We start from the raw sequence: 18174 nt of genomic DNA, 5'->3' as shown, positions 1-18174 counted from the left end.
TTTGTAAATCGACCCTAAAACGCTAACTTTGCACAATTTTGGAGCTTAACCAAAAGCATCCAAAAAGACATATACATTCAGCTTTTAATTTATACCTCCTGTGCCTAAAGATTCCTCGATTAAATCCGTCCTAATTATTGGTTCTGGTCCTATTGTGATTGGTCAAGCTTGTGAATTTGACTACTCTGGTTCCCAAGCCGCCCGTTCCTTACGGGAAGAAGGTATTGAGGTGATCTTAATTAACTCGAATCCAGCGACAATCATGACCGATCCGATGAACGCGGATCACGTGTATTTGAAGCCTTTAGAGAAGGCTTCTATCATTCATATTTTAGAAAATCACAAAGTAGATGCGGTTTTACCTACCATGGGTGGTCAAACTGCCTTGAACCTTGCGATTGACTGTGATGCTGCTGGGATTTGGGAGAAATATGGGGTTCGAATCATCGGAGTAGATATTAAAGCTATCGAGACGACGGAAGATCGCGAGAAATTCCGTTTGAAGATGATCGAAATCGGGGTAGGCGTTTGTAAGGGACGTACCGCTCGTTCGTTCCTCGAAGGTAAAGAGATTGCACAAGAAACAGGATTCCCTTTGGTAATCCGTCCTTCGTTTACCTTAGGTGGAACCGGTGGAGGTTTCGTGCACGATCCGAAAGATTTTGATGCAGCCTTGAACAAAGGTTTGCACGCATCCCCTACCCACGAGGTTTTAGTGGAGCAATCCATCATGGGTTGGCAAGAATATGAATTAGAATTATTACGCGATAATTTAGGGAACGTGATCATTATCTGTTCGATCGAAAATTTCGATCCAATGGGTATTCACACGGGAGATTCCATCACGGTGGCGCCAGCGATGACGCTTCCAGATACGATCTACCAACGCATGCGTGACATGGCCATTAAGATGATGAACGCCATCGGTCAGTTTTCGGGTGGGTGTAATGTTCAGTTCTCTTTGAATCCAGAGACAGATGAGATTATCGCGATTGAAGTTAATCCGCGGGTGTCTCGCTCTTCGGCTTTGGCCTCTAAAGCAACAGGTTATCCGATTGCTAAGATTGCTGCGAAAATGGCCATCGGTTTTAATTTAGATGAATTAACGAATGCTATTACTGGAACGACGTCTGCATATTTCGAGCCGGCATTAGACTACGTGATTGTGAAAGTGCCGCGTTGGAATTTTGACAAATTCAAAGGCGCAGATCGTACTTTAGGATTACAGATGAAATCGGTGGGTGAAACCATGGGGATCGGCCGTAATTTCCAAGAAGCCTTACAAAAAGCGTGTCAATCTCTAGAGATCAAGCGTAATGGAATGGGTGCGGATGGAAAAGAATTACGCGATCAAGATGCGATTTTATATTCCTTAGCGAATCCATCATGGAACCGTTTGTTCCACATCTATGATGCCTTTAAAATGGGCATTTCCTTCAAGACGATTCAGCAGTTAACGAAGATCAACAAATGGTTCTTGAACCAAATTGAGGATTTAGTGCGCGTGGAGAAAGAGATGGAGAAATATTCCATTCACAATATCCCTACGATATTATTGGAAGAAGCGAAGCACAAAGGTTTCGCAGATCGCCAAATCGCTCACACGCTTCGTTGCCTAGAATCAGAAGTCTACGACAAGCGTAACGCGGTAGGCATCAAGCGTATTTACAAATGTGTGGATACGTGTGCGGCAGAGTTTGAAGCAAAGACACCGTATTACTACTCGACTTTTGGTCAAGAAGGAGCGTCGGCTGTTTTAGATAACGAATCTGTTTCTTCGACGAAGAAGAAAGTAGTGGTATTAGGTTCTGGTCCTAACCGCATCGGTCAAGGTATCGAGTTTGACTACTCGTGTGTGCATGGCGTTTTAGCGGCGAAAGAAGCAGGATACGAAACGATTATGATTAACTCGAATCCAGAAACGGTTTCGACAGACTTTGACATCGCAGATAAATTATACTTCGAACCTGTATTCTGGGAGCACGTGTATGATATTATTCAACACGAAAAACCAGAAGGCGTTATCGTTCAATTAGGTGGCCAAACAGCTCTGAAACTAGCCGAGAAACTGTCGAAATACGGTATCAAAATTTTAGGTACTTCGTTCGAAGCCTTAGATTTAGCGGAAGACCGCGGTGCATTCTCAAGTTTATTGAAAGATTTAGGTATTCCGTATCCGAAATTTGGGGTATGTGAAGATGCAGACAATGCGGTGGTTTTAGGTCGCGAATTAGGCTATCCATTGCTTGTGCGCCCTTCGTATGTATTGGGAGGTCAATCCATGAAAATCGTCATTAATGAACAAGAATTAGAGCAACACGTTGTAGATATTTTGCGCGATATTCCGGGGAATAAAATCTTATTAGATCACTTCTTAGAGAACGCGATCGAGGCGGAGGCAGATGCCATCTGTGACGGAGAGGATGTTTACATTATCGGATTGATGGAGCACATCGAGCCGGCGGGGATCCACTCGGGGGACTCCCACTCCGTATTACCTCCATTCGATTTATCGGATAACGTGATCAAGCAAATCGAAGATCATACGCGTAAAATTGCGGTGGCTTTGAAAACAAAAGGTTTATTGAACATCCAGTTTGCCGTAAAGGACGAAGTTGTGTACATCATCGAAGCGAACCCACGTGCGTCTAGAACGGTTCCATTTATTTGTAAAGCCTACCAAGAGCCGTATGTAAATTATGCAACCAAGGTCATGTTAGGGGATAAGAAAGTGAAAGATTTCAACTTCAAACCAGTGAAAAAAGGATTTGCGATTAAGATTCCTGTGTTTTCTTTCAGTAAATTCCCGAACGTAAACATGGAATTAGGGCCAGAAATGAAGTCAACGGGTGAGGCAATCTATTTCATTGATGATTTGAAAGATGATTTCTTCCGCAAAGTATATGGTGAACGAAATTTATACTTAAGTAGGTAAAATGTTAAAACTTATTGCCCTTATTTTAGTTTTTATTTACGTGGTGATTCCATTGCTTCGTTTTTTAATGAAGGCATTTGTCATCACGCAGGTGCATAAGAAGATGTCTGAGCAAGATATTCGAGCGAAGCAAGCTGCCTCGAAAGCTCGCAAAGAGGGTACGATAGATGTGGATTATGTTCCACCGAAATCAAAGTCCAAGTCAGATGAAGTGGGGGGAGATTATGTCCCGTATGAAGAAATAAAAGATTAATATGTTCAAACGCATTTTGCTTTATTTCATGTTGTTTACCAGTCTTTTAACAAAAGATGGGCTTTCCTATGCATTCGATGTTTTAAAGAAGACGGTAGATGTATCTGTCTTGTCTGACCCTCCCTGCGAAGATTCCATGGAGGAAGAAGGAGTGCCAGAAGATTGGTGTAGTCATGCAGCCTCAATAAACGTAGTTCTACAATTGCAAATACCTAACCTGAAAAAGACTTCGTTTCCTGAGTGGAATGAGTCTGAATTGAACGTGCTCCTCGAGCAAGTGAGTCCCCCTCCCCGCATGGTGTAGTTACCCATGTAATTAGAAACAAAATCATAAAATCTTCTTGTCTTCTATGCGGTTAAACGCGTAGAATCTTAATATTATGAAAACATACGCCATGGTGTCTATGTTTATTTGCACGGTTTTTGTTGGCTTCAGCCAAGAAAAAAACTACAAAAATCAGATAAACCGGACTTTGACCGAAAAAATTAATTTGCAACGCAGCGTGGAGGAAAAAGAAAGTAAGCCTTCGACACAAACACCTAAATACCAGCCTAAATCATCTAATGTGGAATGGATAGATACGGTGAAAAAGAAAAATCAACCGCCTTCCTATAAGCAACATGGAGGAAGGCCTAACTAAGTAGAAATGAAAAAATATTTAATTGGATTGCTGCTTTTAAGCGCTTGTACTGCTAAAAAAGAAGAAACTGTTGACGTACAAACGCTTGAAGTTTCATCTCCTATTTCCATCGATACAACGATACAGCAGGAGTTTGTAGCTGATATTAACGCCGTTCAAAATGTGGAGATTCGTGCACGGGTCAAAGGCTACCTAGATCGAATTTTAGTTGACGAAGGAAAACAAGTTAAAAAAGGTCAGATCATGTTCACGATAAATAGTCAGGAATATGTAACTGATTTAGCTCAAGCAAAAGCTGTACTTAGTCAAGCATCTGCGGAGTTAAAAGCGGAGGAATTGACCTTAGTCAATACACGTTTGCTCGTGGATAAAAATGTCATTTCTAAAAACCAATTAGCTATTTCGCTAGCGAAGGTAGACGGTTTAGCGGCGAAGCGCGAAGAAGCACGGGCCCATGTCCAAGCCGCCGAATTAAAAGTAGAAAATTCGAATATTCGTGCACCATTTGATGGAATTGTTGACCGTTTGCCATTTAAAAGAGGAAGTTTAGTGGATGAAGGTACTTTGTTGACGACCCTTTCGGACAACCAAAATGTATATGCGTATTTCAACGTTTCCGAACAGGAGTACTTAGCATTTAGTGATCAAGGTGGGGTTAATAAGTCTGCTACAGTTGATTTGGTTTTAGTCAATGGCGAAATGTATCCCCAAAAGGGTTTAGTCGAAACCATCGAAGGAGAGTTTGATAAAAACACAGGAAATATTGCTTTCCGTGCGCGTTTCTCAAATCCGAATAAGTTACTTCGACACGGAGCATCCGGAAAGGTACAATTACCGAAGAAGGTATCTGGTTATTGGGCTATTCCTCAGAAGTCTGTTTTCGAAATTCAAGAGAAAAGTTACGTGTTCGTCAAGGATGCAAGTGGTATTGTCAAGATGAAAAGTATTGTCCCCGACTTACGCATTCCGCATTTTTATTTAGTTAAATCGGGTTTTTCGGCGAAGGACACCGTCCTAATTGAGGGTATCCAGTTAGTAAAACAAGGTCAAAAAATCAAGTCGACTTTCAAGCCGATGCGCCAATTATTAACGGAATATAAAGCTCTTTAAGATGATCCAACAGTTCATTACCCGACCGGTATTGTCGATCGTTGTATCGATCTTTATTGTGATTTTAGGTGTGATTGCTATGAAGCAATTGCCCATTACACAATTCCCTGATATTGCTCCGCCTGCGGTAACCGTGACCACGAAGTATACGGGAGCAAATGCGGAAGTTTGTGCCAAAGCCGTGGTAACACCGCTCGAACGCGCCATCAACGGCGTAGCTGGAATGGCTTACATGACGTCTGTTTCAGGAAACGATGGAACCAGTATTATTCAAGTCTACTTTAAAGTGGGTACAGATCCCGATGTGGCAGCTGTAAACGTGCAAACTCGTGTGCAAACTGTGCTCGATGAATTGCCCGAAGAGGTTATTAAAGCAGGGGTAATCACCGAGAAAGAGGTGAATAGTATGTTGCTGTATGTGAATCTTTTGAGTGAGGATAAAGACATCGATGAGAAGTTTATTTATAATTTTGCGGACATCAATGTGCTTTCAGAATTGAAGCGTATTGATGGTGTAGGTTTTGCAGATATCATGGGTTCACGTGAATACGCTATGCGTATTTGGTTGCATCCAGATCGTTTATTTGCCTATAAATTATCTGCGGATGATGTTGTTCAGGCTTTGCGGAATCAAAACGTGGAAGCTGCCCCGGGTAAAATTGGGGAGAGTTCCGGTAAACATCCGCAAGCTTTGCAATATGTCATGCGGTATACGGGGAAGTTTACGCAGGTGGCTCAATATGAAAATTTAGTGATTAAGGCGACGGAGACTGGGCAGATTTTGCGCTTGAAAGATTTAGCCGATGTGGAATTTGGGTCGCTGGATTATGATGTGCTTTCAAAAGAAAATGGCCGACCGTCCGCTGCGATTTTATTGAAGCAGCGTCCCGGTTCTAATGCCGCGGAGGTTATTGCCAATGTGAAGAAACGCTTAGGGGAATTAAAGACAACGACCTTCCCTCCGGGCATGGGTTTTACCATTTCATATGACGTTTCCCGCTTTTTAGATGCCTCCATTCAGGAAGTAATCAAGACTTTATTGGAGGCATTTTTACTCGTTGCCTTGGTGGTGTTTATCTTCTTGCAGGATTGGCGGGCAACATTAGTTCCGATTATCGCGGTACCCGTTTCCTTGGTAGGTACGTTTGCGTTTATGTTGGCCTTCGGTTTTTCGATTAACTTATTGACCCTATTTTCGTTGGTATTAGCCATCGGTATTGTGGTGGATAACGCGATTGTCGTCGTGGAGGCGGTCCATGCCAAAATGGAAGAAAAAGACATGCCCGTTTTGGCCGCCACGCAAGAGGCGATGCACGAAATTTCTGGTGCGATTCTAGCGATCACCTTGGTGATGGGAGCCGTATTTGTTCCGGTAGCGTTTCTTTCAGGGCCGATCGGTGTGTTTTTCCGACAGTTCTCGGTAACCATGGCGATATCGATTGCTTTGTCTGGCTTAACTGCCTTAACCTTAACGCCAGCACTTTGTGTATTGCTTCTGAAAAAGCCGGAGCATAATCAGAAGAACTGGCTGGGTAAATTCTTCCATGCCTTCAATCACCGCTATGATCAAATCGCTCAAAAATATTTGGTTTGGGTAGGTGTCTTGATTAGCAAGCGTCTATTGATGTGGTTGATTTTACTCGGATCTGTGGTGGGTACGGCCGTTTTATCTGGCATCGTTCCGAGTGGATTTATTCCATCTGAAGATCAGGGTACATTGTATGTGAATGCGACGACTCCGGCTGGCGCGACATTAGAGCGTACAGAAAGTGTGATGGATCAAGTCTATAAATCGATTAAAGGGGTAGATGCGATTGAGTCCTTTTCTACCTTGGCTGGATTTAGTTTGTTGACCGATGGTTCTGGAGCCTCTTATGGTACAGGTATTATCACCCTGAAACCTTGGGAAGAGCGTAAGGAAACCGTAGACGAATTAACGGAAATCATTCGTTCAAAGACGAATGGAATCAAGGATGCGAGTATTCAGTTTTTTCCGCCGCCGGCCGTTCCAGGTTTTGGAAATGCGTCTGGTTTTGAGTTCCGTATTCAGGATCGAACAGGTTCCGGGGATTTACAGAAGTTGGCTGGCGTAGCGAATGAGTTTGCTAAGAAATTAAATGAGGTTCCTGAGATTCAAAACACCTTCTCGAGTTTTGACCCATCCTTTCCACAGTACATGTTGGAAGTAGACCAAGAAGCCGCTGCACAAAAAGGAGTTAATGTCTTGCCTGCGATGGATAACCTGCAGACCTTGTTGGGTAGTTTTTATGCTACCAACTTCATTCGTTTTGGCCAAATGTACAAAGTTATGGTTCAGGTGGATCCGCGTTACCGCGCGCATCCGGATGATGTGTTGAAGTTTTACGCCAAAAACAAGGATGGCGAAATGGTTCCTTACTCTTCATTTGTGAAGATGAAGCGTGTCTATGGACCGGAGCAGTTTACGCGTTACAACATGTTTACTTCGGCGATGGTGAATGGCGAACCTGCCCCTGGATTTAGTTCGGGTGCGGTTTTGGATATTATCCGTGCACAAGCCTTGAAGAGCCTACCGCGTGGGTATACGCTAGAATGGTCAGGCATGACACGGGAGGAAGATTTAGCGGGTAATCAAGCCATTTTCATTTTTGCGATCTGTTTGTTATTCGTATATCTATTGCTGGCCGCGCAATATGAATCCTTCTTATTGCCATTCCCTGTTTTATTATTCCTACCTATGGGAGCCATGGGGACCTATGCATTCTTGTACCTATTCGGCTTGCAAAACAATATTTATGCGCAAGTCGCGCTCGTGATGTTAATCGGTTTGTTAGGAAAGAATGCCATTCTAATCGTTGAGTTCGCCATTGCGAAACAGAAGGAAGGCGCCTCGATTATCGAGGCTGCCAAAGAAGGAGCATTCTCTCGTTTGCGTCCTATTTTGATGACTTCCTTTGCCTTTGTCGCGGGCTTAATTCCATTGATGTTGGCTTCTGGCGCAGGTGCGATCGGTAATCGGACAATTGGTACAGCTTCCGCTGGAGGAATGATTTTAGGTACGGTAGGAGGTTTATTGGTAATCCCGGGATTGTATGTGGTTTTCGCCACACTCTCGGCTAAATGGTCTACAAATGAAAAATAGTTTATATGCCCTGTGTTTGGTGTTTGTATTGGGTTCATGCACCTCAGGTTTGATAAAAGAGCAGTACAAATTACAAGCTGAACTAGGTACTTACCGAGAACCTGAAGAGGAAAAGTCGGTAGCAGATGTGCAGGAATGCTGGAAGCGAGATACCTTATTAGTGCAGTTGATTGATTCGGTTCTAGTTAGAAGCAATGATATTAAGATTGGATTTCTGCAATTAGCGATGGCAAAGGCTGATTTTGGCTACCAAAGAGGCTTGCTTAAACCTGCCGTCAATGGAATTGTTCAACCTAGTATGCGTCGATTTGGAAAATATACCATGGATGGTATAGGTAATTTTGATACCAATTTCTCTCCCAATATTACCGATGACCAAATTATTCCTAAAAATCTTCCCGATCTACAAATCGGTCTACAGTCGAGTTGGGAGTTGGATATTTGGGGTAAGCTAGCTAAAAGAAGAAAGGCTAGTGCCCTTCGTTATTTAGCTACTGAGTCAGGCCAACAATGGCTAATTACTTCTTTAGTGGCAGACGTAGCCAGTTCCTATGGGCAGTTAATCGCTTTAGACAAAGAATTAGATATTTTGAAAAACAATATTGAAATTCAGCGTAAGGCCTTCGAATTAGTCCAGGTACAAAAAGAGGCAGGTTCGGTCAATGAATCAGCCGTCCAACAATTGGAAGCGCAGTGGTTAAACTCGCGCGCGCAAGAAGGCAATGTGTTGCAGCAAATCACCACGTTAGAGAATGATATTCGATTCCTTTTAAATAAGCCTACGGCAACGATTCATCGATCTAAATTTCCGTTTCAATGCGCTTTGGATACCAGCTTGTTTACCCGTTTAAAGATTGATCAATTAGGGCGTAGACCAGATGTAAAACAGGCAAAATTAAATCTGATGGCTGCTTTTGAAACAAAAGAAAGTGCTGCATTAGCTTTAAAGCCTTCCATTGTTCTTTCTGGAATTTTAGGTGTACAGGGTTTTCAGCCAGCTTATTTGTTCCAGCTACCTGCGTCGATGGCTTATCAATTATTGGGAGGAATTACTGCGCCATGGTTGAATAGATCAGCCATTACTTCGGAGATGTTGCGTACAGAGTCCTCTTGGAAGGCGCAAGATTTAGCCTACCAAAATGCCCTAGTCAAAGGTTATTTAGAATGGGATACCCAGGTAAAGTCTTTGACCTATTTACAGACCCAACAGCAACTGAAGCAACGCGAGGTATTATTAACAAAAGGGGCAATCAACACCGTAGGAACCTTATTTTTAACGGCAAACGCCAGTTATTTAGAGGTATTAACAGCCCAGCAAAACGCCTTGAGATCTGAATTAGAACTATTGGAAATATCGCGTAATCAATGGATGCGCGCCATTAATTTGTACAGAGTTTTAGGAGGAGGCTGGTAAAACAAGCGATTCGATCACTCGAGGGAAATCGCGGTGCTCGAGTACCTGACCTTTTTTAGCAACATCTTCTGGAGTATCACTCGGCAACACCGGGAAAGAGCTCTGGAAGATGGTTGCACCTTCATCATAGTGCTCGTTTACGTAGTGAATAGTTATCCCCGATTCCTTTTCGCCTGCTGCTACAACTGCCTCATGTACGAAATGTCCGTACATGCCTTTCCCCCCAAACTTAGGCAATAAAGCCGGGTGAATATTGACGATTTTTTGTGGAAATGCCTTCACGAAATCAGCAGGAACTAACCACAAGAAACCCGCTAAAATGATCCAATCTGTTCGTAGCGATTGAACTTCTTTTAACACCGTTCCGTTCTTATAGGATTCTCGGTCAAAAACCCGGCATGGCACACCTAGTCGTTCTGCGCGCTGAATGATGCCTGCAGAAGGGTTATTGCAGTAAATGTGGGTGATTTGGACTTGATCGGAACCTTTGAAATGTTCGAAAATTTTTTCGGCATTAGAACCCGAACCGGAAGCAAATAAGACGAGATTTTTCAAAGGTTATCAGTTGTTTAACACAAATTTACATTCTTTCAGCTAAATTTAAGGCATGAAAATAGGGATCGTTTGTTATCCGACGTATGGCGGAAGTGGTGTAGTGGCGACAGAATTAGGTAAGGCTTTGGCCTTAGCAGGTCATCAAGTGCACTTTATCACGTATACGCAACCCCCGCGTTTGGATATTTTTTCCGAGAATATCTTCTACCACGAAGTTTCTGTGGCATCCTATCCTTTATTTGAATACCTGCCTTATGAGTCTGCATTAGCCAGTAAAATGGTGGATGTGACCATCAACGAGAAGTTGGATTTAATCCACGTTCATTATGCCATTCCGCACGCTTCGGCGGCTTATTTAGCGAAGCAAATATTAAAATACAAAGGTATTCACGTGCCGGTTATTACAACCTTGCACGGAACGGATATAACTCTTGTAGGACGTGATCCGTCTTTCGAGCCGGTGGTTACGTTTTCGATTAATGAATCGGATGGCGTCACGGCGGTTTCGGAGAGTTTGAAGAATGACACCTATAATGAGTTTGAGATTTTAAGTCATATTGAGGTAATTCCGAATTTTATTGATCTTAATCGGTTCCAAAAACGTCCCCACGAACACTTTAAGAAATCACTTTGTCCGAATGGCGAAAAGCTATTAATGCACACCTCGAACTTTAGAAAAGTGAAGCGTATTCAGGATATTGTGAAAGTTTTTGCGCTCGTTCGCAAGAAGATTCCAGCGAAATTAGTCTTGATAGGGGATGGTCCAGAACGTTCAGGCATCGAGGCTTTATGTCGTGAATTAGAGGTGCAAAATGATGTCCGTTTTTTAGGTAAAATGGACGGTATTGAGGAGGCTTTATCGCTGGCTGATCTGTTCTTGTTGACTTCCGAAAAAGAGAGTTTCGGCTTAGCCGCCCTAGAGGCAATGGCCTGCGAAGTTCCGGTTATTTCCTCGAATGCGGGTGGTATTCCTGAGGTAAATATTCACGGTGTCACGGGTTTTGTTAGCGAGGTAGGGGATGTGAACGATATGGCAGCGAATGCCATTAAGATGCTGAGTGATCCTATTTTACATGATAATATGAAGGCGAATGCCTTAGCGCGTGCGAAAGAATTTGACATTGTTAAAATTCTTCCTTTGTACGAAAAGTTCTACGAGCGCGTTACCTCGAAGAGTTGGAAATTTCCTAAACAGAACGATTAACCTGGCTGGAATCTGTGCAGGAGTCTAGCAGTTCCACCATTGATTTCCCCGAAGTCGGGTCTACATAAAAAGGCGCAATTTCCGCTAAAGGTGTCAAGATAAATTTACGATCAGCAATCCGCGGGTGAGGAACGGTTAAATCTTCCTCTGCAATCGTTACATCACTGTAATAAAGTATATCTAAATCCAGTGTTCGAGGACCCCAGCGTTCTTTCCGCTCTCTACAAAATTCCTTTTCAATCGCTAACATTTCTTTTAAACAGGCTTGTGGAGGGAGGGTCGTACTCACTAAAATAACCTGATTCAGAAAGTCTGCTTGTGGGATGGGACCCCAGGCTTCGGTTTGATAAATGGAGGAGTAAACCGAAATTTTTCCTATTTTTTTTTCAATAAGCGGGTAGGCCCCCTCGAATATTTCCCGGGTATTTCCTAGATTGCCGCCTAAAGAGAGGAAGAGCTGATTGATCATCTCTTAAAATTACTAATTTCTGCGCTATGCACCCGAATTATTCTGTGGAGGATTTAGAACCTGGCATGCTTTTGTTAGCTGAGCCCTTCTTAGAGGACCCGTCGTTTCATCGTTCGGTCATTTTACTTTGTGAGCATACCAATGCCCATTCGTTCGGTTTAGTGCTGAATAATAAGCAGGAAATTGTCTTTGATTCTTTTGTGGATGAGAAGGTGCTGGAGGATGTTCCTTTGTATTCCGGAGGCCCGGTGGATCCTACGATTATGCAGTTTGTGCATCGTAGACCTGATTTAATTCCAGATGGGGTCTTGATAGGTCCGGGGATTTTTTGGTCTGGAAGCTTCGAAGTAGCAATCGATAAGGTGGTAGCTGGTGAGATCGGATTTGATGAAATCAAATTTTTCATTGGCTATTCCGGCTGGGGAGCGGGGCAATTAGCGCGTGAGGTGAAGTCGAATGCGTGGATTTTGCATCCGGGGAATGATAAATTGGTTTTTGATGAATCGCATGAGTCGTTGTGGCGGAAGATTATGTATGCCAAAGGGGGTGATTTCAGAGTTCTCTCCACTTATCCAGATGACCCTACTTTAAACTAGGATATTCTCGCCCAGTTGGTGGTGTCTTTGCGCTGTGAACGTACTTGTTCGCGAATCATTTGGTAGCCTGGCTTTTCTAGGTTAGGATCTTCTTCTAAGATTTTTTGCGCCGTTTCTCTAGCTACCTTTAGAATTTCACCATCTTTTGCGAGGTCAGCGATCATCAGGTCGATGGCGCCACTTTGGCGAGTGCCCGAAATATCCCCGGGACCACGTAATTGCAAATCCACCTCTGCGATTTCGAATCCATTGTTCGTTTTAACCATGGTGTCGATGCGTTTCTTTGTATCTGCCGATATTTTATAGCCCGTCATCAAGATGCAATAACTCTGTTCAGCACCCCGACCTACGCGGCCTCTCAGCTGATGCAATTGGGATAAGCCGAATCTTTCCGCACTTTCGATGATCATAATGGAAGCGTTCGGTACGTTTACCCCCACCTCGATGACGGTTGTGGCCACCATGATCTTGGTTTCGTTTTTCACGAAACGGGCCATCTCGATATCCTTGTCCGCGGGCTTCATTTTTCCATGCAAAATGCCCAAAGGCACCTCCGGGAAGGCTCTTGATATACTCTCGTAACCATCCATCAGGTCTTTGAAGTCCATTTTTTCGGATTCCTCGATCAACGGATAGACGATATAAATCTGACGCCCCTTGCTTAACTCGTTTTGGATGAAACCGAAAACCTGCAAGCGGTGGCTATCGTAGCGATGTGTAGTCTGAATAGGCTTGCGACCCACGGGTAATTCGTTAATTATCGAAATATCTAAATCTCCATAAAGTGTCATCGCTAAAGTCCGTGGAATCGGCGTCGCCGTCATCACTAAAATGTGCGGATGAAACTCCTTATTCTTATCCCAAAGCTTAGCCCGCTGTGCTACCCCGAACCGGTGCTGCTCATCGATGATGCACATTCCCAGGTTTTTGAACTGAACAGAATCCTCGAATAAGGCATGCGTTCCCACTAGAATCTGCAATTTACCGGACTGTAAATCCTCGTGCAGTCCCACTCGATCCTTCTTTTTCACAGAGCCGGTCAACTTCGCAATCGTCAAACCTAATAAGTCCGCGAACTTCTTCAAACCTTGGTAATGTTGATCTGCTAAAATCTCCGTAGGCGCCATCAAGCAGGCCTGAGTCCCGTTATCAATCGCCAAAAGCATCGAAATAAACGCCACAATCGTCTTTCCAGATCCCACATCCCCCTGCAATAAACGGTTCATCTGTTGACCCGATCGCATGTCAGCAAAAATCTCCCGAATCACCTGCTTCTGTGCATTCGTTAATTCGAATGGCATGTGCTCTTGGTAGAACTTGGTTAAAAGTGCCGCCGAAGAAAAAACTTGACCCGGGAAAGCCACTTTGCGAATCAAATTCTGCTTAATCAGTCGCAGTTGATTATAAAAAAGTTCCTCAAATTTCAGTCGCCTTCTCGCTTGGTGCAGCCAGTTTTCGCTTTGGGGTAAATGAATATGGTACAGCGCCTCTTGCTTTGAGATCAACTTAAACTGCGCATTGACTTCTGCAGGTAAGGTTTCGCGTATGTAGGGAAATGCAATCTCTAACAGGTTTTTCTGCAGTGTGGCTATGGCTTTACTGTCGATGTATTTCTTGCGCAGCTTCTCCGTTAAGGGATAAACGGGTTGGAAATATTTCCCTGTCGCTTGTTCTCCTTTGTAGACCTCCATCTCTGGATGGGTCATTTGAAGTTGTCCGTTAAAGCTAGTCGGCTTGCCGTAAAAGAGGTAGTCGACTCCGGTGTTTAAGGATTTTTCAAGCCATTTGACTCCCTGAAACCAAACAATTTCTATGCAGCCTGACGCGTCGCAAACTTGCGCAACGATGCGCTGGCGGTGGCCTGCGCCTATTTTTTCTTTGAACCGAATTCGGCCGATGAACTGTGCATGGTCCATATCGTCCGTTATCGAGCCGATGGGGTGAACCAGGGTTCTGTCTTCGTAGCGGAAGGGGAAATACTGAATCAAGTCGCCGTAGTTGAACATCCCGAGTTCCGTCTGCAATAGCGATAGCTTCGCGGGGGTCATCCCACGGAGTTTGGCTAAATCAGTATCGAAAAAAGCTGCGAGCGACATAGACGAAAAATTTTGTGAATTTAGGTATATTTACAGAACGATTGCGAAAATACCCCCAAACATGAAGAGTTTTTTAGACCAAGAATTTGAATCCGATGGCTTTGTGTTGAGCAATGTAGAGGATTTATTTAATTGGGCTCGGGCGAGTTCGCTTTGGCCGATGAGTTTTGGTTTAGCGTGTTGCGCGATTGAAATGATGCAGGCTTTTGCCTCTGGTTATGATTTAGATCGTTTTGGGGTGTTTCCTCGGCCTTCCCCGCGCCAATCTGACGTAATGATTGTGGCCGGAACCGTGACCTTTAAAATGGCTGATCGCATCCGCCGTCTCTACGAACAAATGCCAGAACCGCGTTATGTGATTTCCATGGGATCATGTGCAAATTGTGGCGGACCTTATTGGGAGCACGGGTATCACGTAGTAAAAGGGGTGGATAAAATCATTCCGGTTGATGTGTATGTTCCCGGTTGCCCACCGCGTCCAGAAGCCTTGTTAGGCGGGATCATTAAATTACAGCAAAAGATTAATCAAGAGAGTTTAGTGGTGCCTAAGCGTATTCTAGCTGCCTTAAATAAATAAGATGGATTTAATATCGATCAAAGATTTAGTTCAAACGCAATTCAAATTCGAAGCCGAATGGGAAGAGGATATGGGGCGTTTGACCTTACCGGCTGAGCATATTTTGCCTGTCTGCGAGTTTCTTTGGAAGAATCCGTCTACCTATTTTGATTCCCTTTCCTGTCTGACAGCCATCGATCAAGGCCCAGAAGCAGGGAAAATGGAAGTCATTTATACTCTGTATTCGATCCCAAATCACGTAACCTTTCACTTGCGCGTGATCTTAGATCGATCAAAGCCCACTGTATCTTCTGTTTCATCTGTCTGGAGAACAGCGGATTGGCATGAGCGCGAAGCCTTTGATTTTTATGGAATTCAATTTAAGGGTCATCCTGATTTACGTAGAATATTGCTTCCAGAGGACTGGGAAGGTCATCCATTGCGTAAAGATTACGTAGAACAATCGAAATACCACGGTATTCAAGTGAAATACGATCGATGAAAATAGCGGGCTTTACCTTTATTCGAAATGCGGTGAAGAACGATTATGCGATCGTGGAAGCTATCACCTCTATTTTGTCCCTCTGCGATGAATTTGTAGTGGCAGTAGGCAATTCAGAAGATGATACTTTGGCCTTAATTCAAGGTATTCCTTCGGATAAAATCAAGATTGTGGAGACGGTTTGGGATGATACGAAACGCGAGGGTGGAGCGACTTTTGCCTTAGAAACGGATAAAGCGCTTCAGGCAATTTCCAAAGACATCGATTGGGCTTTCTATATTCAGGGCGACGAATGTGTCCACGAGGCTGATCTGCCTATCGTTAAAGCAGCGATGGAAGCGAACTTAAGGAATGATAACGTCGAAGGATTGCTTTTCCATTATCGACATTTCTATGGATCTTATCAGCATGTGGCGGTGTCAAGACGCTGGTACAGAAGAGAAATTCGGGTGGTGAAAATGCACCCAGGTGTTCATTCCTACAAAGATGCGCAGGGTTTCAGAAAGGACGGCAACAAGATGAAAGTGAAGCTGATTCCCGCTTACATCAACCATTATGGCTGGGTAAAACCGCCCGAAGGACTGAATAATAAGGTGCGAAACTTTACTCAATTCTACCATGAAGATGCTTGGTTAGCAGAAAATGTTCCAGCAGATTATCAGTTTGATTATGGTAATGCAGAGCGACTTTTCCGTTTTGAGGGTACACACCCGGCCGTGATGGCGGATCGCGTGGCCCTTTCTAACTGGCCTTTCTATTTCGATCCAATAGAATTAGAGATGAAAATGAGCCTGCGTCGTAAAATCTTACAGAAAATCGAGGACCTAACGGGTTACCGTGTTGGGGAATATAAAAATTACCGCCTGCTGTAATGGAAGAGTCGATTCAATTTTTCCCTGCTGCGAAGGCGCCCCAAAAGCCCTATTTCTCCATCCTCATTCCATCTTGGAATAATTTAGCCTATTTACAATTATGCGTGGAGGCGATCAGAAAACATTCAACAACATCCTATGAAATCGTCTTGCATCTGAATGAATCAAACGATGGTTCGAAAGAGTGGGTTGAATCACAAAAAGATATCGCATTTTCTTATAGTTCCATTAACGTGGGCGTTTGCTATGCGATGAACGCGATGGTGGAGCTAGCACGTGCAGATTATTTCTTGTATTTGAATGATGATATGTACGTGCTGCCTAATTGGGATGGCTTTCTGAAGGAGGAGATCCTGAAAATAGGACATACAGAATTCTTTTTATCCGCTACAGCCATCGAGCCTAAAGCTCAGAGTGCTTGCTCCATTCAGGCTGATTTCGGTCGTTCGATTGCCACTTTCGAAGAGGCGAGATTATTAGAAACATATAATTCATTACCTTTCCACGATTGGCAGGGAGCGACTTGGCCACCTAATGTGGTTCACCGTTCTTTGTGGGAAAAGGTAGGAGGTTATTCGAATGAATTCACCCCTGGGATGTATTCAGATCCCGATTTTTCGATGAAATGCTGGCAGGCGGGAGTTCGTTTATTTAAGGGGATTTCTCGGAGTAGAGTGTATCATTTTGGATCCATCTCCGTGAAACGAGTGAAGCAGAATAAGGGATATTACCAGTTTATTCGCAAATGGGGAATGACCTCGTCTACCTTGTCGAAGTATTATTTAAGAAGAGGCGACCGTTTTGATGGTCCGTTAGAACAACGTCCGATTCCTGTGACAGTTCAGTTGAAAAATCTGTATTACCGCCTGAGTCTTCCGTTTAGAAAATAGCTTTTAGTAAATTGAAATTAGAAGTTTGAAGCTATATAGGAAACTGCCCAATGGAGATTTCCCTTTGTAGGCTAGCATCGCACGGTGGTGTTTCATTAAAATGATTACACGCTTGATTCTATCATTTATCGAATAACCCGCACAAGCTTGTGCAAAGTTTTTTAATATCACTTTATCATCACCTTCTGGGCATCTTTCGTAGATAAGCTGTAGACGCAAATTGATGAGATGATTACGCTCTTTTTTCGTTTTATAAGGTTTTGTAGCATTCTTTAAATTTGCCCCTATGGTATTAGTGGCATGCTGACGATAATGAACGAGAGATTTAGGCAGATAGGTGATTCCTCCAGCACAGGTGGCTGCAAATCCAATTAAATAATCATGCGCTACGTAATCAACTACGGGCAAGGCAAAGTGAAGCAAATCCTTTCGAAATAACATACTATGTCCAGGAGCCCAAGCTCCAAAAGTGTACATTAATGGACTGCTATAAGCTATTTGGCGCTTAATGTCAGACATTTTTTTGCCTATAAATTTGCCAGAATCATCCACTAACGCTGAGTCGGAATAAATCAAGGAATAATCACCAATTGAGTTGGCTAGTTCAGTAATTTTTGAAGGTAGCCAATAATCGTCCTGATCAGATAAGGCGATGAATTCACCTTTAGCTTTTAAGATGCCCTTCTCAAACGTTTTGCGATAGCCTTGATTAACGGAGTTTTCTATGAGCTGAATGCGCGAATCACGAGCGGCATAATCGCGCAAAATAGTAAGAGTCCCGTCTGTCGAGGCGTCGTCCACAAAAATAAATTCCAAATAAGGATAGCTTTGCAAGAGCAGGCTGTCCACCTGTTCCCGGAGGTATTTCTCCCCGTTATAGGTGGCCATCACAATGGAAATTAAGGGTGACATTCGGAGTAGTTTCTGAAAATTGTCGTAATTTGACCAAAATTTTGATAA

General features: G+C 43.5%; 17 protein-coding genes. 13 read left to right on the top strand and 4 right to left on the bottom strand.

The features are described from left to right. The first annotated feature begins 100 nt into the window (after positions 1-100). The 7 genes from carB to ACILP5_RS03560 all read left to right on the top strand — a co-directional run bounded on the left by carB (position 101) and on the right by ACILP5_RS03560 (position 9474). Entirely contained in the window at positions 101-2935 is a 2835-nt protein-coding gene (carB, locus tag ACILP5_RS03590) for a carbamoyl-phosphate synthase large subunit (protein ID WP_395617291.1), read from the top strand. Between the two features lies 1 nt (position 2936). Further along, a complete protein-coding gene (locus tag ACILP5_RS03585) occupies positions 2937-3188 on the top strand; it encodes a hypothetical protein (protein ID WP_395617290.1) in 252 nt (83 codons plus the stop codon). A gap of 1 nt (position 3189) precedes the next feature. Then, complete coding sequence (locus ACILP5_RS03580) at positions 3190-3492, top strand: hypothetical protein (protein WP_395617289.1); 303 nt, start codon at positions 3190-3192, stop codon at positions 3490-3492. 76 nt (positions 3493-3568) lie between these two features. Then, on the top strand, positions 3569-3829 hold the full coding sequence (locus ACILP5_RS03575) for a hypothetical protein (RefSeq protein ID WP_395617288.1): 261 nt from the start codon (positions 3569-3571) through the stop codon (positions 3827-3829). Positions 3830-3835: 6 nt separating this feature from the next. Beyond that, positions 3836-4939 (top strand): efflux RND transporter periplasmic adaptor subunit, encoded by a 1104-nt coding sequence (locus tag ACILP5_RS03570; protein WP_395617287.1) that lies wholly within the window; start codon positions 3836-3838, stop codon positions 4937-4939. Position 4940: 1 nt separating this feature from the next. Further along, positions 4941-8060 carry an efflux RND transporter permease subunit gene (locus ACILP5_RS03565; RefSeq protein WP_395617286.1) on the top strand — a complete coding sequence of 1040 codons (3120 nt, stop codon included), beginning with the start codon at positions 4941-4943 and terminating at the stop codon, positions 8058-8060. Next, positions 8050-9474, top strand: a complete 1425-nt coding sequence (locus ACILP5_RS03560) for a TolC family protein (RefSeq protein WP_395617285.1) — start codon at positions 8050-8052, stop codon at positions 9472-9474. Before ACILP5_RS03565 ends, ACILP5_RS03560 begins: the two co-directional genes overlap by 11 nt. Here ACILP5_RS03560 and ACILP5_RS03555 read toward each other — a convergent pair. Beyond that, positions 9457-10029, bottom strand: coding sequence for a phosphoribosylglycinamide formyltransferase (locus tag ACILP5_RS03555; RefSeq protein WP_395617284.1), 573 nt, complete (start codon positions 10027-10029; stop codon positions 9457-9459). The genes ACILP5_RS03560 and ACILP5_RS03555 overlap by 18 nt on opposite strands. Before the next feature lie 52 nt (positions 10030-10081). Between ACILP5_RS03555 and bshA the strand changes: the two genes are divergently transcribed. Then, a complete protein-coding gene (bshA, locus tag ACILP5_RS03550) occupies positions 10082-11233 on the top strand; it encodes an N-acetyl-alpha-D-glucosaminyl L-malate synthase BshA (RefSeq protein WP_395617283.1) in 1152 nt (383 codons plus the stop codon). Here the strand turns inward: bshA and folK are convergent. Then, complete coding sequence (gene folK / locus ACILP5_RS03545) at positions 11217-11702, bottom strand: 2-amino-4-hydroxy-6-hydroxymethyldihydropteridine diphosphokinase (RefSeq protein ID WP_395617282.1); 486 nt, start codon at positions 11700-11702, stop codon at positions 11217-11219. The genes bshA and folK overlap by 17 nt on opposite strands. Before the next feature lie 26 nt (positions 11703-11728). On the opposite strand from folK, the gene ACILP5_RS03540 reads away from it, so the two are divergent. Beyond that, complete coding sequence (locus tag ACILP5_RS03540; protein WP_395617281.1) at positions 11729-12298, top strand: YqgE/AlgH family protein; 570 nt, start codon at positions 11729-11731, stop codon at positions 12296-12298. Here ACILP5_RS03540 and recG read toward each other — a convergent pair. Beyond that, positions 12295-14394 (bottom strand): ATP-dependent DNA helicase RecG, encoded by a 2100-nt coding sequence (gene recG / locus ACILP5_RS03535; protein ID WP_395617280.1) that lies wholly within the window; start codon positions 14392-14394, stop codon positions 12295-12297. The two genes, ACILP5_RS03540 and recG, sit on opposite strands and share 4 nt — an antisense overlap. Positions 14395-14455: 61 nt before the next feature. On the opposite strand from recG, the gene ACILP5_RS03530 reads away from it, so the two are divergent. The 4 genes from ACILP5_RS03530 to ACILP5_RS03515 are packed head-to-tail and all read left to right on the top strand — an operon-like array spanning position 14456 to position 17214. Continuing rightward, positions 14456-14971, top strand: a complete 516-nt coding sequence (locus ACILP5_RS03530) for an NADH-quinone oxidoreductase subunit B (protein ID WP_395617279.1) — start codon at positions 14456-14458, stop codon at positions 14969-14971. Between the two features lies 1 nt (position 14972). Next, a complete protein-coding gene (locus ACILP5_RS03525; protein WP_395617278.1) occupies positions 14973-15452 on the top strand; it encodes an NADH-quinone oxidoreductase subunit C in 480 nt (159 codons plus the stop codon). Further along, entirely contained in the window at positions 15449-16324 is an 876-nt protein-coding gene (locus tag ACILP5_RS03520; RefSeq protein ID WP_395617277.1) for a glycosyltransferase family 2 protein, read from the top strand. The genes ACILP5_RS03525 and ACILP5_RS03520 overlap by 4 nt, the downstream gene beginning before the upstream one ends. Next, positions 16324-17214, top strand: a complete 891-nt coding sequence (locus tag ACILP5_RS03515) for a glycosyltransferase family 2 protein (protein ID WP_395617276.1) — start codon at positions 16324-16326, stop codon at positions 17212-17214. The genes ACILP5_RS03520 and ACILP5_RS03515 overlap by 1 nt, the downstream gene beginning before the upstream one ends. 3 nt (positions 17215-17217) lie before the next feature. On the opposite strand, the gene ACILP5_RS03510 is transcribed toward ACILP5_RS03515, so the two are convergent. Then, on the bottom strand, positions 17218-18126 hold the full coding sequence (locus ACILP5_RS03510; protein ID WP_395617275.1) for a glycosyltransferase family 2 protein: 909 nt from the start codon (positions 18124-18126) through the stop codon (positions 17218-17220). Positions 18127-18174: the final 48 nt, after the last annotated feature.

The sequence above is a fragment of the Aquirufa sp. genome, from assembly GCF_044239315.1.
In the GTDB taxonomy this organism is placed as follows: Bacteria; Bacteroidota; Bacteroidia; order Cytophagales; family Spirosomataceae; genus Aquirufa.
This window is presented reverse-complemented; position numbering and strand designations above follow the sequence as displayed.

Bases quoted from the DNA above. Each gene is read 5' to 3' on its own strand.
- ACILP5_RS03585 (WP_395617290.1), top strand. From the start codon at position 2,937: ATGTTAAAACTTATTGCCCTTATTTTAGTTTTTATTTACGTGGTGATT.
- ACILP5_RS03580 (WP_395617289.1), top strand. From the start codon at position 3,190: ATGTTCAAACGCATTTTGCTTTATTTCATGTTGTTTACCAGTCTTTTA.
- ACILP5_RS03575 (WP_395617288.1), top strand. From the start codon at position 3,569: ATGAAAACATACGCCATGGTGTCTATGTTTATTTGCACGGTTTTTGTT.
- ACILP5_RS03570 (WP_395617287.1), top strand. From the start codon at position 3,836: ATGAAAAAATATTTAATTGGATTGCTGCTTTTAAGCGCTTGTACTGCT.
- ACILP5_RS03565 (WP_395617286.1), top strand. From the start codon at position 4,941: ATGATCCAACAGTTCATTACCCGACCGGTATTGTCGATCGTTGTATCG.
- ACILP5_RS03560 (WP_395617285.1), top strand. From the start codon at position 8,050: ATGAAAAATAGTTTATATGCCCTGTGTTTGGTGTTTGTATTGGGTTCA.
- bshA (WP_395617283.1), top strand. From the start codon at position 10,082: ATGAAAATAGGGATCGTTTGTTATCCGACGTATGGCGGAAGTGGTGTA.
- folK (WP_395617282.1), bottom strand. From the start codon at position 11,702: ATGATCAATCAGCTCTTCCTCTCTTTAGGCGGCAATCTAGGAAATACC.
- ACILP5_RS03540 (WP_395617281.1), top strand. From the start codon at position 11,729: ATGCACCCGAATTATTCTGTGGAGGATTTAGAACCTGGCATGCTTTTG.
- recG (WP_395617280.1), bottom strand. From the start codon at position 14,394: ATGTCGCTCGCAGCTTTTTTCGATACTGATTTAGCCAAACTCCGTGGG.
- ACILP5_RS03530 (WP_395617279.1), top strand. From the start codon at position 14,456: ATGAAGAGTTTTTTAGACCAAGAATTTGAATCCGATGGCTTTGTGTTG.
- ACILP5_RS03525 (WP_395617278.1), top strand. From the start codon at position 14,973: ATGGATTTAATATCGATCAAAGATTTAGTTCAAACGCAATTCAAATTC.
- ACILP5_RS03520 (WP_395617277.1), top strand. From the start codon at position 15,449: ATGAAAATAGCGGGCTTTACCTTTATTCGAAATGCGGTGAAGAACGAT.
- ACILP5_RS03515 (WP_395617276.1), top strand. From the start codon at position 16,324: ATGGAAGAGTCGATTCAATTTTTCCCTGCTGCGAAGGCGCCCCAAAAG.
- ACILP5_RS03510 (WP_395617275.1), bottom strand. From the start codon at position 18,126: ATGTCACCCTTAATTTCCATTGTGATGGCCACCTATAACGGGGAGAAA.